At 39.2% G+C, this 15,350-nt stretch carries 11 protein-coding genes and 1 pseudogene; 10 read left to right on the top strand and 2 right to left on the bottom strand.

The genetic code is table 11. From position 1 onward, the window contains the following. Positions 1 to 65: 65 nt before the first annotated feature. Positions 66 to 959: a phosphate ABC transporter substrate-binding protein gene (locus JCM14932_RS04255; RefSeq protein WP_025023790.1), complete on the bottom strand. Its 894-nt coding sequence runs from the start codon at positions 957 to 959 to the stop codon at positions 66 to 68. Between the two features lie 295 nt (positions 960 to 1,254). Here JCM14932_RS04255 and JCM14932_RS17545 point away from each other — a divergent pair, with 295 nt between their 5' ends. Then, the gene (locus JCM14932_RS17545) at positions 1,255 to 1,989 is read left to right on the top strand and encodes a winged helix-turn-helix transcriptional regulator (RefSeq protein WP_025023789.1); all 735 of its coding nucleotides are present in this window, start codon (positions 1,255 to 1,257) and stop codon (positions 1,987 to 1,989) included. Between the two features lie 36 nt (positions 1,990 to 2,025). Here the strand turns inward: JCM14932_RS17545 and JCM14932_RS14475 are convergent. Further along, positions 2,026 to 4,666 (bottom strand): annotated as a pseudogene (locus JCM14932_RS14475) (HAD-IC family P-type ATPase). 434 nt (positions 4,667 to 5,100) lie between these two features. Here JCM14932_RS14475 and nagE point away from each other — a divergent pair. From nagE to cutC, 9 genes are all read left to right on the top strand, one after another. Further along, complete coding sequence (nagE, locus tag JCM14932_RS04240) at positions 5,101 to 7,080, top strand: N-acetylglucosamine-specific PTS transporter subunit IIBC (RefSeq protein ID WP_025023788.1); 1,980 nt, start codon at positions 5,101 to 5,103, stop codon at positions 7,078 to 7,080. Between the two features lie 400 nt (positions 7,081 to 7,480). After that, a complete protein-coding gene (locus JCM14932_RS04235) occupies positions 7,481 to 8,326 on the top strand; it encodes a MerR family transcriptional regulator (RefSeq protein ID WP_025023787.1) in 846 nt (281 codons plus the stop codon). 704 nt (positions 8,327 to 9,030) lie between these two features. Next, on the top strand, positions 9,031 to 9,324 hold the full coding sequence (locus tag JCM14932_RS04230) for a BMC domain-containing protein (protein WP_025023786.1): 294 nt from the start codon (positions 9,031 to 9,033) through the stop codon (positions 9,322 to 9,324). A gap of 11 nt (positions 9,325 to 9,335) precedes the next feature. Then, the gene (locus tag JCM14932_RS04225; RefSeq protein ID WP_025023785.1) at positions 9,336 to 10,352 is read left to right on the top strand and encodes a DMT family transporter; all 1,017 of its coding nucleotides are present in this window, start codon (positions 9,336 to 9,338) and stop codon (positions 10,350 to 10,352) included. Position 10,353: 1 nt separating this feature from the next. Next, positions 10,354 to 10,638 carry a hypothetical protein gene (locus JCM14932_RS04220; RefSeq protein WP_025023784.1) on the top strand — a complete coding sequence of 95 codons (285 nt, stop codon included), beginning with the start codon at positions 10,354 to 10,356 and terminating at the stop codon, positions 10,636 to 10,638. Between the two features lie 12 nt (positions 10,639 to 10,650). Further along, positions 10,651 to 10,950: a BMC domain-containing protein gene (locus JCM14932_RS04215; RefSeq protein ID WP_025023783.1), complete on the top strand. Its 300-nt coding sequence runs from the start codon at positions 10,651 to 10,653 to the stop codon at positions 10,948 to 10,950. A gap of 18 nt (positions 10,951 to 10,968) precedes the next feature. Then, positions 10,969 to 11,277 carry a BMC domain-containing protein gene (locus JCM14932_RS04210; protein WP_025023782.1) on the top strand — a complete coding sequence of 103 codons (309 nt, stop codon included), beginning with the start codon at positions 10,969 to 10,971 and terminating at the stop codon, positions 11,275 to 11,277. Between the two features lie 18 nt (positions 11,278 to 11,295). Continuing rightward, a complete protein-coding gene (locus JCM14932_RS04205) occupies positions 11,296 to 12,750 on the top strand; it encodes an aldehyde dehydrogenase family protein (protein WP_025023781.1) in 1,455 nt (484 codons plus the stop codon). A gap of 22 nt (positions 12,751 to 12,772) precedes the next feature. Further along, positions 12,773 to 15,325 carry a choline trimethylamine-lyase gene (gene cutC, locus JCM14932_RS04200; RefSeq protein WP_025023780.1) on the top strand — a complete coding sequence of 851 codons (2,553 nt, stop codon included), beginning with the start codon at positions 12,773 to 12,775 and terminating at the stop codon, positions 15,323 to 15,325. The last annotated feature ends 25 nt before the right edge of the window (positions 15,326 to 15,350 follow it).

The raw sequence follows: 15,350 nt of genomic DNA, 5'->3' as shown, positions 1-15,350 counted from the left end.
ATAAATTGAGACATGAAAAAGGGACTTTGACCGTCAGCGATGCTACAAGTCAAAGCCCCTCAGAATTATTTGTTTGAAACAGTACCTTTGGCATCTTTTTGAACTTTCATGTCATGAATACTGATGTATCCCATCTTACCAACAAGGCCTTTTTGAACTGCACTTGAGTCCATGTATTTCAAGAATTTAGCTGTGGCATCTTTAGCTTCACCCTTTGTATACATATGTTCATATGACCAGATAGGCCAATCATTTGTTTCAACATTTGTATCTGTAGGTTTAACATCGTTGATTGATACAGCTTGTACTTTGTCGTTGATGTATGAGAATGCTAGATAACTGATAGCACCCGGTGTACTTTCAACAATTTTTTGAACAGTACCATTTGAATCTTGTTCTTGTGATTTAACAGCTTTGTCGCCACCGAGAACGGCGTCTTCGAATGTTGCACGAGTACCACTACCTTCGGCACGGTTAACAACTGTTATTTCTTGATCCTTACCACCAACATCTTTCCAGTTAGTGATTTTGCCTGTGAAGATCTTCTTCAATTGATCCATTGTTAGGTTTTTAACGCCTGTTTCTTTGTTAACAACTGGAGCCATACCAACTACAGCCACCTTGTGATCGACAAGCTTCTTAGCATCGATACCGTCTTTTGATTCTGCAAAGATATCAGAGTTACCAAGGGCAACTGATCCGTCTTGTACTTGGCTAAGACCTGTACCAGAACCTCCACCTTGAACGGTGATGCTGATTTTACTATTGTCTTTTTGGAAATTGCTTGCAGCTTTTTCTACTAAAGGTTGTAGTGCCGTTGATCCGACCGCAGTGATTTTACCTGAAGCGCTGGAATCTGATGAACTAGAACTACTCTTGCTATTGTTGCTGCATCCAGTTAAAACGGCAATGAAAGCACCGAATAAAAGGATCGCAGAAATGATATTTTTCTTTTTCATAACTAACCCCTTACTAACAATATTTAGTACATGATGCAAATATAACTCGATGATGTATAAAACTTGTTTGTTGTTTGTAAAGATTGTGTAAATATTGTATTTATATTTTTATAATGGATGTATAAACAAATTTGTTTGAAATTGCCTGAACGGACGATTATTCTATTTGTATTGGTCTATATCAAAATAGAATGTGCATTTTATGCAAAATAGATTACGGCCATCTGATTATAAGTTATAATCATGTTACATAAAGGGAAGACGCAATATTTATGAGCGGAAAGAGGTTGGATCTATGCGACCATTGGTATTATTAAGTAAAAATCTGCCATTATTCATTGAAATGAATAGCTATTGTAACAGTCAGGGCTGGTTCATTCACAATATGACAACACCTGAGAAGACTGTTGAAATGGTAAATGATGACGATGTATCTGGCCTGATCTGGGACTTAGCGACAACCGATTTAAAGACATCATTGAACACTCTAAAAGAAATACGTGACAAGATCGATGGTCCCATCGTTGTCTTATCTCCAACAAGAAAAAAAGACGAGTGTAAATTATTTTACGATATTAATGTTGACGCCTATTTAGTAGAACCATTATCATATCCAGAACTGATTTCGAAGTTCAAACAATTGTTTTGGGTCTATGACAAGTTTGCCGTTAATCAAGCTAAGAAAAAAATTGCCAAAGATGTTAAGCACACTGTCCAGTGTCATGATCTATCGATAGATTTGAAACACTTTAGGGTATCTCATGAAGGAATGGATCTGGGGCTTACGCCTAAGGAATTCAGCCTTTTGTGGTATCTGATGCAACATCGTGGGCAAGTTCTAAGCCGAGAACAATTATTATCTGGTGTTTGGGGCTACGATGCAGCAGGGTCAAGTCGTACGATCGATATTCATATTAGTCACTTACGGGACAAGCTAGAAGAGAATCCTTCTTCACCAACATGGATCAAGACGGTTCGCGGCTTTGGTTATATTTTGGATAATGACTATCCATTAGTTGCGACACAATAAAAAGACGCTCCAGCCAAATGGCTGGGGCGTCTTTTATTATGCAGCTTTCTTGTTCATTAATAATCGGATTATTTTGTCGAATTCAGCGACTGCAAGAACGATGATTCCACCGATCACAGCAAGTCCCCATTCAGGTAATCCTATTGAACCGGTATGGAAAATATCTTGCATGAATGTACATAAGTCAAGATAAGTTGCAATATGATCATTAATCCAACGAAGACGAAGGCATACATGTTGGAGAATAATTCTTTTGACAGAGCAAGCTTTGGTGTACGGATGTTGAATAGGTAGAATATTTTACCAACAACTAACACGTTGACCATAGTTGTACTTGCGATTGTTTGACTAACGCCGTTACCGACTAACCAGGCGTCAACAACTAAACTGACACCAGCGATAAGTATAGCGACATAGGCCATTTGGAATACGTCATGTCGACTCATAAACTTAGCACCAGTCTTACGTGGTGGTCGATTCATGATTCCGTCTTCAGCTGGTTCAAAAATCAAAGCAAATTGGATCGTAATGGCTGAAACCATGTTGATCCAGAGTAACTGAGTCGGGTGTAGTGGAATTTCATTTTTAGTCAAGATGGCATAGGCCACAATCAGACCTTCGGAGACGAAATAGGTAGTAAGTAGAGAATACTCTTCTTGATATTGTCGAAGATTCGACGGCCTTCTTTAATGGCAGTTGATATAGTAGCGAAGTTATCATCAGTTAAGACCATATCAGCTGAATCCTTGGCAACGTCAGTACCTTTAATACCCATGGCAACACCAATATCAGAACGTTTCAAGGCCGGGGCGTCATTAACACCGTCACCAGTCATGGCAGTGACTTTATTGTTTTTTTGTAAAGCTTCGATAATTTCAATCTTATTACTTGGAGTAGTTCTTGCGAAGACTTGATTCTTGTCAGCGGCTTGAATACGTTCCTCGTCATTCAACTCATCCCATTCAGGACCTGTAATGGCGTGGATCGTTTCTGCAAGTCCAAGTTTCTCACCAATAGTTTTGGCAGTTATGGCGTTATCACCGGTAATCATTTTTACTTCAACACCAGCTGCACGCATAACCTTTAGGGCTTCGATAACTTCTTCACGAGGCGGATCGATGATGGCAACTAATCCTAAGAAGTTAAGTCCATCAGTAATGATCTCATGAGTTATCTCGTTTAAGGTATTAGGTTGTTTTTCATAACCAACGGCGATAACACGTTTACCTTCTTCAGAGAATCGTTTGACTAAGTTAAACCATTTGTCATAGTCAAAGTTGGAGTCATTTTTTTGAGCCATTTCTAGTAACTTATCTGGTGAACCTTTAACGAACAATAGTCGATTGTCATCTTTGTCTTTGACTAATTTGGCCATGTAACGGAAGTCAGAGTCAAAGGGGAGGATATCTAATTCTTCATATTTATCGGCTGTACCATAAGGTACAACTTTGTGATAAAGCGTGAGGAAGGCACCGTCAGTAGGTTCACCGTTGATGACCCAATGACCATTTTCTTCAGCTAAGTCGGTATCGTTGGCTTCATAACCAGCTTCCAATAGTAACTGAAGTTTTTCGTCGATCACGACGGGTTGACCATTATGGGTGATTTGTCCCTCTGGTCGATAACCGATTCCACTAACCTGATATTCTTCATTGCCGATCATAATATCCGTTACGGTCATTTCATTTTTTGTCAGTGTACCAGTCTTATCAGTTGCAACAACGTCAACTGAACCTAATGTTTCAACGGCTGGCAAAGTTTTGACGATGGTGTTTTGATTCTTAGCCATATCACTAACACCTTTGGCAAGAATAACCGATGTAGTAGCAGGTAATCCTTCAGGAATGGCACCAACCATCATGGCAACAACAGCTAATGCAAGGACTGATAGTGAATAAGTGTCGAAGACTAATCCAATTAAGAAGATCACGACTGAGGCGGCAACGATGAAGTAAGAAGTGTTCGTTCCTAATTTGTCGATGACTGTCATTAATGGAGTCTTTCGTTGTTTAACAGAACTTACAGAAGTAGAGATCTTACCGATTTCTGTCTCTGCAGCTGTGGCAACAACTAATCCGGTACCACTACCGTTAGTAACGGCAGTTGAAGCGAAGGCCATATTGTCCTGGTCAGCTAGAGCAACTGTTTCTTCATCGATTCCTTCAGCAATTTTTTCGACTGAGTTGGCTTCACCAGTCAAAGCTGATTCTTGAATCCTTAGGTTGTCAGAATCAACGATTCTGAGGTCGGCAGGGACATTGTCACCAGCTTCTAAGAAGACCAGATCGCCGACAACTAATTCTTCAGCTGGCACATCTTTTCGTTGGCCCTCTCGATAGACAGTTGCATCAGTCGAGAGCATTTGTTTGATTTTTTCTAGCGCATCAGAAGCATTAGTCTCTTGATAGTATCCAATTAACGCGTTGATGATAACTACTAATCCGATAATGATCGAATCTGAATAATGTCCCATCAGCAAGGTGATCAGCGTTGAGGCAATCAAAACGTAGATAACCATACTCTTGAATTGGCGCAGGAATACTTTCCACTTTGGTGTCTTTTGTGATTCAAGTTTGTTAGGACCATCAGCGGCTAATCGTTTGGCAGCCTCTGTGTCAGATAGTCCTTGTTTGAAATCCTCAAAGTTATTTTGTTCCTTTAGTTCATCTAATCCCATTTGAAAAAATTTCTTTTTCAATTATTGTTTCTCCTCAATATTAATGTAATTTATTTGTTTTTTTGAAAATAGGGTTAAAAAAAGCGCGTTGCTCAACAGCAGTGCGCCCTAAATAAACGTGATTAACTTTTAGTACCGGAGATAATTGCGATATTCGTTTTCAGTCCAGTTCCACTCCTTAAAAATATTATATATATAAATTAACAGGTATTTGCAATTATGTCAATCTTAATAATCATATTAGAATTTTGTTATATTGAAGCATAAAATTATCATTAATGGGGTATACCAATTATTAATATATAAATCATGAAAATATAGCTAATCATTTCATAGGTATATACCACAATGATTTTTTCTTGAAATATTGCAGGTATACCATTAATATAGGATTCGTTGATTTATTTTGCTATTTTTGGAGGGAAAACACAAAAATGAAAACATATTTACAAAGAATGGGACGTTCACTTCAACTTCCCGTTGCCGTTCTACCAGCAGCAGCCCTTCTTGTAGGTATTGGACACTGGATGCCAGCTAATTGGGCTCTAGCGCAATTCTTACAAGCAGGTGGTACTGCTATTCTGGGGCAACTTGCACTGTTGTTTGCAGTTGGGTTAGCACTGGGGATAGCTAAGGAAAAAGACGGAGCATCAGCATTAGCTGGTGTGGTAGCTTACATTGTACCGGTTGGAGTATTGGCTCCTGCTAACGTCGCACTGTTAAAAGGCATCAGCGTTAAAAATGTTGATCCAGCTTTTAATGCCATCTCAGGTAATGTCTTCATCGGTATCATTGCCGGATTAACTGCAGCGGCGTTATATGATCGATTCCACGAAACAAAATTACCAATGGCATTATTATTCTTTAGTGGTAAGAGATTGGTACCTATCATGGCTTCATTAGTTATGTTATTGTTCACCGTTATTTTACTATTTGTTTGGCCAACGTTATATAACGCTCTAATTTCATTTGGTAAGTTCTTCGTTCAACTCGGACCATGGGGTGCTGGATTGTTCGGATTCTTCAATCGCTTGTTGATCCCAACAGGATTACATCAAGCATTGAACCAAGTCTTTGAATTCAATATTGCCGGTATCAATGATATTGGTAATTTCTGGGCAAATAAAGGAACAAGAGGTATCACAGGTATGTATCTAGCAGGATATTTCCCCGTTATGATGTTTGGATTACCAGCTGGTGCCTTAGCTATTTATCAGAATGCTTTGCCAGAACGTAAAAAGGCCACCGCCGGGTTGATGATGGCTGGAGCTTTTGCATCATTCTTTACCGGTGTTACCGAACCGCTAGAATTTTCATTTATGTTCGTTGCTTGGCCACTATATGTGATCCATGCCGTTTTCACAGGTTTATCAATGGCATTTGCTGCTTTCATGCATTGGACAGCTGGATTTACATTCAGTGCCGGATTAGTCGATTATGTCCTGAGTTTGCACATGCCAATTGCCAATCATCCCTTGATGCTATTGGCTCAAGGTGTAGTCATGGCATTCATTTATTACTTCGGATTTAACTTTGCTATCAAGAAGTTTAATCTGATGACGCCAGGTCGTGAACCATTAGAAACAACTAATGATGATTCAGTTGCAGTCGAAACATTCGACGATGATGATAAGTATATGATTGCTGCCAAAAAGGTTTATGCCGGTATTGGCGGTCATGATAATATCAAAGTCATTGATAACTGTACGACACGCTTACGTCTTCAATTATTTGATACTGATAAAGTTGACCAAGCCACAGTTAAGTCATCCGGTGCCGCAGGTATCAATATCTTGGATAAGAACAACATTCAAATCGTTATTGGAACTGAAGTGCAATTTGTTGCGGGTGCTTTGAACAAATTATACAAAGAAAATGCAGCTGTAACCGCTGCTACATCAACTAAAAAAGAAGAGCCAACGGCTCCCGTCGCTGATAATATCAAGTCAGGTGAGACGGATATCTTCTATAGTATAGGCAATGGTGAGTTAGAAGATATTGAGAACGTATCTGATCCGACCTTTGCTCAAAAGATGCTTGGTGATGGTTATGCAGTCATTCCAACCGATGGAAAAATTGTTGCACCAGTTGATGGGGAGATATCGACGGTTTTCCCAACTAAGCATGCTATTGGTATTACTACCCCTAATGGATTAGAAGTTTTGGTTCATATGGGAATTGATACGGTTCAACTAAAAGGTGAGCCATTTAATGTCTTAGTCACTGAAGGACAAAAAGTTGTCCACGGTGATGCGTTAGCCGATATGAATCTCGCTAAGGTTGAAGAAGCTGGTAAAAAGACAGACGTCATGGTCATTATCACTAATATGCCTGTTGTTGGTTATATGAAGTATCAGACACTTGACCGAAAGATTGATTCTGATGATGAAGTTGTTAAAGTTACGATCAAATAAAATGTGTATAAGATAAAGGAGTTGTGACGTAACTATATAAGTCACTAAACTTGCAGCTTAAACGCGCGGCAAAACACAACTTCTTCCGTTTAACTACAAAGCAGCGTATTTACGTAAGTAAATACGCTGCTTTTTTAGGTTATACTCAGAAGCTAAACGTGTTTTGCCACGCTCTCTTTTTTGTTTACTATACAAAACGTAAAATAATTTTTAGGAAAATATCCTTTTATTAAAAACATTATGATGTTTACGTGTCAGTTTTTGAAAGCGCTTGACAACTCCACAAAATGTAATCATAATTTGAATTGGTTAAACAGGTAGATCAATATTACTACGGATGAAACAACTATTGCATTCGCAATGGTTGTTATTTAGTTAGTTGGGAGGCAGCAAAGTGGATATGGCTAAAACAGATATGGATAAACTCCATACTATCGGCGAGACTGCCAAAATTTGTGGCGTTTCGCGCAAGACATTACGCTTTTATGAAGAGTTGGGCTTACTGATTCCAGACTATGTAAGTCCAGACAATGGATATCGCTATTATAGTGACGATACCTTAAACACGGTCCCAATTTTGAAATATTACAAGCAAATGGGCTTTCATCTACAGGAAATGAATGGTGTTGGGGATACTTGTGACTGCTTCTTTCATGAACGGAACTTCCTTACTAAGTTAGACGAGTTAAAGAAAGAGGAAAGAGAATTACAAAATCGCTATCAATCAATCTATGATTGGGTCGGTATGTTGCATGAGGGTAACATGGCGGTGGAGAATGGGCTTTCTAGTATTACTTTGAAGTATGTGGAACAGGAACAATATTATTCTTTGGAACAAGATTTTAAGTACGATTATAAAGATTCAATTATCAATCTACCTTGGATTAATCACTTGGAGGAGAACGGTTCAGCTATAACTGGTCCCGTTATATTGTCATTTGATAATTATCAGGACAAGGCTGCCGGAACGATTTCAAGAGCATCAATTATGCAGAAGCCGGTCAGGAACGATCCGCATCGAATTCCTACGATCGATTTCGGCGGACAAATGTATTTATGCACTTATAATGTGGGCGCTCCAGATACATCGGCGTCTAAGTATCATGATTTAGAAGTCTGGGCCGATGATCATGGCTATCAATTAGGTTCAGAATGTTATGAACGATATCTGGTTGATTATTGGGCAACGAAGGACGAAAACAGTTTTGTTTGTGAGATCATGATACCAGCAGAAAAAATATCTTAAGAATAAGTTTTGAGCTATTGAATTTGAATAGTTCAAAACTTATTTTTTTGTCCAAAAGTTCGAATATAGTGAAAAAATCACAAGTAAAAATCATTTGAAAAAACTAGCTGATTTATCTTGTTAAATCGGCTATTTAGTGTATTAACCTCAAAAACTAATTTTTGAGGTTTTTTTGTTACCTATTTTGAATTACTAACAAAAACAGAATGAAATAATTATTCCATCTATATATAGTTAATTATACCCGTACCCATAGGACAGGGTTTACTAAATGAGGTATATTTTTAAACAAATAGCAGGTGAAATACTGGTATATCAGCATCGTATAAAATATTCCACTTCAAAAAACATTTGGGAATATTTTTTTAAAAAGTTATAAAAAAATCTAAAAATGTGTTTTTTATTCCAAAATAGATCGTTCAAAATAATTTATTTTTTTTATTTCGAATTTATTATTGTTGGTACTTAACTACCCAATTTATTAGCAAATGAGCCAGAGAATCCTGTTTAAACGGCATTTGTACCGAAATCACAAGTTATTTTTTACTCAATATTTTAAAAGTAATAACGTGCCAAATAAGTCTTGATGTGAAAAAATGCACAATAGCAAAATTCGATGTTGACCCTACCATAAGGGGAGGTTCTATATTTAAATCGTTAAGTTATGTAAGCGCTTAATTACATACAAACTAGGAGGAACGATTATGAAGTTCGATGCATTAGGTATGGTAGAAACAAAAGGCTTGGTAGGATCAATTGAAGCGGCTGATGCCATGGTAAAGGCTGCGAATGTCTCATTGATAGGAAAAGAACTTGTTGGTGGCGGAATCGTTACTGTAATGGTAAGAGGCGATGTTGGAGCCGTTAAGGCAGCCACAGACGCAGGAGCAGCAGCAGCAGAACGTGTTGGAGAAGTATTATCAGTTCACGTAATTCCTCGTCCACACAGTGAAGTTGAATCAATTCTTCCAAATGCACCTGTAGATGTAACTGAATAAGGAGGATTCCTATGAATAGTGGAAAGAGCATTATGAATACTTCCGTAGTATCTGCGGATACACAAATGAAAGCCGCTGGTAAAAAATTCCAGGTAACTGGAATTTCCAACGGTTTAGTTTCTGGATTGACATATGGTATTTATTCAACCTTGGTAGTTGTGGCCAGTGGTTATAACCCACTAGTAAGTGCCGCAGGAATTCTAGCAGCACCATTTGTTGCTTCAGGATTGAACGACTTGTTTGCGGGAATTTGGTTATTATTCTATAACGCAAAGCAAGGTCGATTAAGAGAACTTGGACGTACATTGAAAACTAAACCAGGAAAGATGTTAGTTATTGGTTTCCTATTAGGCGGACCAATTGCTAACGGTGCTTATCTAGTCGGATTAGCATTAGCGGGTGCTTATGCAATTCCGATCTCGGCAACATGTAGTTTGTTCGGAGCGTTATTTGCTTGGATCTTCTTGAAACAGCGACCAACAAAGCGTGTTGTTTTGGGAATGGTAATGTGTGTTGCTGGAGCAATCGTTATTAACTTCGTTAAACCCGAAGGTGCACCAAACTTTACTTTAGGAATTATTTGCGCATTGATCGCCGCTGTTGCTTGGGGACTTGAAGGAGTCTTCTCAAGTTTTGGTGGTGCAATGATCGATACTGACGTAGCAGTTAACCTACGTGAATTAATCTCAGGTTTATTCGCATTACTTATTGTTGTTCCACTTATCGGTGGCGGTATCAAATTACTTGGCGGAACACTTTCAGCTCCATCACCAATGCTTTGGTTAGCAATTGCCGGAATGAGTGCAGCAATTTCATTCGTTAGTTGGTATAAGGCTAATTCAATGGTTGGATGTGCGGTTGGTATGTCACTTAACGTTACATACGCATTCTGGGGCGTTTTATTCTCAGTAATGTTCTTAGGACAAGCATTAACACCAACAATCGTCATTGGATCAATCGTTATCGTGCTTGGTGCCATCGTCGTTACAATGAATCCTTTGGATCTATTTAGAAAAGGAGATGCATAAGATGTTATTACCTAGCAGAATGGCAGTTTTAAATCATATGTTTGATAAAGACGAAGTCGACGTTAAGTCAGTTATGGCAGCATTAAAAGACGATTACGGAAATGAAAAACAATTTAACGAAAAAATGTATCTCGATCATTTAATGGCTCTTGAAGCTAATGGATTGGCAGAAATGTCAAGTTACGACTTAAATGAGAACGGTGATCTGGTCATGAAATACAGAATTACTGATGACGGTAAAAGTACCGTTGAAAAATACGTTGATAAACGTTATCGGGTTGCGTAAGGAGGCAGAGATGTGAGATTTAGAGGCGAAGAAGCAGTAGGCTTCATAGAAACCATTGGCTTAGTTCCAGCTTTGAAAGCTGCGGACGTAATGCTAAAAGCCGCGGACGTAGAGTTGATCTCTTACGAAAACATCGGTTCCACATTAGTAACAATCATGATCAAGGGTGACGTTGCCGCAGTTGAGGCATCCGTTGAAGCTGGAGCAATTGCAGCTGACTCAATCGGTAAGTTAACTGCCAAGAACGTAATTCCTAGACCAATCCCAGCAGTTGGCGATATCGTCTCAGTTCACGATATCGATCATCAGTAAAGTACGAGGAGAGAGAATATGAAGACATACCAAGCAATCGGTGCTATTGAAACATTCGGCCTCGTCTTTGTAGTTCAAGCAGCTGATGCAATGTGTAAAGCCGCAGATGTCGATGTAGTCGGTTATGAAAATACGGCTTCAGGTTATATCTCGGTAATCGTCCAAGGCGATGTAGCCGCATGTAAATCAGCCGTTGAAGCAGGGGTTAAAGCAGTAGAAAATATGGGAGCTGAAGTATACAGCTCAGTCGTTATCGCGAGTCCTCATCAAGACTTGAACAAGATTATCGACCGCTACTCATTAGACATATTATTGGATGAAGAATAATAGAAGGAGTTGGGCAAAATGCAGTTTGTGGATAAAGATCTGAAATCAGTCCAGGAAGCAAGGATATTAGTCGAATCTGCGCGCGATGCCCATGTTCTTTTGAAGGAATACGGTCAACAAGACCTTGACCGAGTAATTGATAAGTTAATGTCAGACATTCTCATTGAAATCCCTGAATTAGTGGATTTGGAAATTGCGGAAACAAAGGCTGGCGTTAAAAAAGACAAATTAAAACTATTTGAAGAATTTCTTCCTATTCTAGAAGACAAACTTAAAAATCAAAAAGTTATCGGAAGCTTGAAGGAGAATTCCCATAATCAAATCGAAACGATTGGTGTTTCACTAGGGGTCGTTGCAGTATTACTACCAACTGAAAATATTATTTTGAACAGTTTGTACGCAACACTGATTGCTATTAAATCCGGCAACACAGTTATCTTAGTACCACAACCAAGAACCGAAAAAGTCGTTGCAAGATTTTATAGCAAAGTAGCTCATATTTGCCAGGAATCGGGACTTCCACAAGGAGCCATCGGTTATATGGAGAACACAGCTGATGAAGGTGTTACACAGATACTTGCTCACCCCGATACAGCCCTTGTGATCGACATCGGTGTTCCAAAGTACTTCGACAACAATCAAGTTGTCAACAAGCCGATGATCTACGGTGGTACCGGATCAACACCAGTCTTCATCGAGCACACGGCTGATATTGTTCAGGCAGCAAAATCAGTTGTGGACAGTCGCTCATTTGATAACGGACTTTTACCAGCAGCTGAACAATTTGTTCTCGCCGAAGGCGTCATTGCTAACGAGGTCAAGTCAGACATGACAGAAGCAGGAGCTTACTTCTTGTCAGACAGCGAGGAAGAACAATTACTAGGCAGCTTATTCTTAGATGAAGATCATGTAAACCCATTATTCGTGGGACAAAGCGCCACATGGTTAGCCAAACAATCAGGATTCAGCGTACCGGAGAATACGAAGGTTCTTGTATCAGAGAAGCCTTACATCTTCGATGAGAATCCATTTACCAACGAGTTGAAGTGTCCGATCTTAACATTCTATGTTGAACCAGATTGGATGCACGCTTGCGAAAAATGTATCAGATTATTAAAGACCAAGAGAAACGGTCACACCTTAGCAATCTATTCAAAGGATGAAGCAGTTATCAAAGAATTTGCTTTGAAGAAGCCAGTCGGGAGAATGATTGTTAACGGACCAGCAAGTTTCTCAAGTATCGGAATAAATTCAACCTTACCAGTTTCATTGATTCTAGGCGGTTTAACTACTGGACGAGGATTCATTTCTAAGAACGTTGTAGCTGAGAACCTAACTTATCAAAGAGACATCGGGTATACAAAACCAAATATTCGTAACCATGTACAAGTTCAAGAAGTAACTCAAGAAAAAGATATTTCGGCAGACAAAGAATTATTAGCCAAAGTATTAAAGAAAATTATGGATCAATAAATTTAAGAAGTGAGGGAGTCAGATGGACGTTAAAGAATTTTCAACTAAACTCGCCGCAGCAACAGCTGATCTAAGCCAAGAAGAAAGAAATGCATTAATGAAGATGTTCTCATCAGTTTCAGATCATATTGAATCAACTGATGGAGCAATCGTAGCTGGTCAAGATCACTTAGACGATCAAACAACAACAGAAGTTCCAGATGGAATCACACCAAGATTGAGTGCCTTAAAAGACAACTACTTGGATCAAAAACCATCGATCACAACTTATCGTGCACGTGCCATTACTAAGATTGCTAAAGAAAATCCTGGTATGCCAAAAATTGAATTACGTGCTAAATGTTTCCGCTACTGTTGTGAAACAGCACCCCTAGTAATTCAAGACAACGAACTTATCGTTGGAGCACCTAACGGAGCACCTCGTGCCGGAGCATTCTCACCAGATATCGCTTGGCGTTGGATGGAAGATGAAATCGACACAATCGGTACTCGTCCACAAGATCCTTTCTATATCTCAGACGAAGATAAGAAGATCATGCGTGATGAACTCTTCCCATATTGGAAAGGTAAGTCAGTCGATGAATATTGTGAAGACCAATACCGTGAAGCCGGTGTTTGGGAATTATCAGGTGAATCATTCGTATCAGATTGTTCATATCACCAACTAAATGGTGGTGGTGATTCAAACCCAGGTTACGACGTAATCTTGATGAAGAAAGGTATGATCGATATCCAAAACGAGGCCAAAGAACACCTCGAAAAATTGGATTACGAAAACCCAGACGACATCGAAAAGATCTACTTCTACAAATCAGTTATTGATACTACAGAAGGTGTAATGATTTACGCTCGTCGTATGTCAGAATTCGCTGCAGAAAAAGCTGCTAAAGAAACAGATCCAAAACGTAAAGCAGAACTTCAAAAGATTTCTGAAATCAATGCTAGAGTACCTGCACACAAACCTGAAACATTCTACGAAGCAATCCAAGCTGTATGGACAGTTGAATCACTACTAGTTGTCGAAGAGAACCAAACAGGTATGTCAATCGGACGTGTTGACCAATACATGTACCCATTGTTCAAAGCCGATCTTGAATCAGGACGTATGAACAACTACGAAGCCTTCGAACTTGCAGGTTGTATGTTGATCAAGATGTCAGAAATGATGTGGATCACAAGTGAAGGTGGTTCTAAGTTCTTCGCTGGTTACCAACCATTCATCAACATGTGTGTCGGTGGTATCACAAGACAAGGTCAAGATGCTACTAACGATTTAACATACTTACTAATGGATGCCGTAAGACACGTTAAGGTTTACCAACCATCATTAGCATGCCGTATCCACGCACACTCACCTAGAAAGTATCTCAAGAAGATCGTAGATGTTGTTCGTGCCGGAATGGGATTCCCAGCATGTCACTTCGATGACACGCATATCAAGATCATGTTAGCTAAGGGTGTATCAATTGAAGATGCCCGTGACTACTGCTTGATGGGATGTGTTGAACCTCAGAAGTCAGGTCGTTTGTATCAATGGACATCAACAGCCTATACACAATGGCCAATCTGTATTGAGTTAACACTTAACCATGGTGTTCCACTATGGTATGGCAAGAAAGTTACACCAGACTTAGGTGACTTGTCACAATACAAGACATTCGAGCAATTCGATCACGCTGTTAAGGAACAAATCAAGTACATCACAAAATGGACTGATGTAGCCACAGTTATTTCACAACGTGTTCACCGTGACTTAGCTCCAAAACCATTGATGTCAATCATGTACGAAGGTTGTATGGAACATGGTAAGGACGTATCTTCCGGAGGCGCAATGTATAACTTCGGACCTGGTGTTGTTTGGTCAGGACTTGCTACATACACAGATTCAATGGCAGCAATTAAGAAATTAGTCTTCGATGACAAGAAATACACATTGGATCAATTAAACGAAGCTTTGAAAGCTGACTTCGAAGGATTCGAACAAGTACGTACAGATTGCTTGAATGCTCCTAAGTATGGTAACGATGATGATTACGCTGACCTTATTGCAGCTAACCTAATCAACTTTACTGAAATGGAACACAGACAATTCCATACATTGTATTCAATCTTGAGTCACGGAACATTGTCAATTTCAAACAACACACCATTTGGTCAAATGACAGGTGCATCAGCCAATGGTCGTAAAGCTTGGGTTCCATTATCAGATGGTATCAGTCCAACACAAGGTGCAGACTACAAAGGCCCTACAGCTATTGTTAAGTCAGTATCTAAGATGGCAAATGACAGTATGAACATTGGTATGGTTCATAACTACAAGATCATGGCCGGATTGTTGGATACACCAGAAGGTGAAGAGAGTTTGATCACATTACTTAAGACAGCAAATTCTCTAGGTTGTGGACAAATGCAATTCAACTACTTGGATAATCAAACATTGATCGATGCTCAAAAGCATCCAGAACAATATCGTGGTTTGATCGTTCGTGTTGCTGGATACAGTGCCTTCTTCGTTGAATTATGTAAAGACGTTCAAGATGAAATTATTAGTCGTACAATGCTAACGCAATTGTAGATTTTAGAGCTGGAGATGGGAAAGC

It is taken from the genome of Companilactobacillus nodensis DSM 19682 = JCM 14932 = NBRC 107160 (assembly GCF_000615905.1).
In the GTDB taxonomy this organism is placed as follows: Bacteria; Bacillota; Bacilli; order Lactobacillales; family Lactobacillaceae; genus Companilactobacillus; species Companilactobacillus nodensis.
The sequence above is the reverse complement of the archived record's forward strand: the minus strand, read 5'-3'. Positions and strand labels throughout refer to the sequence as shown.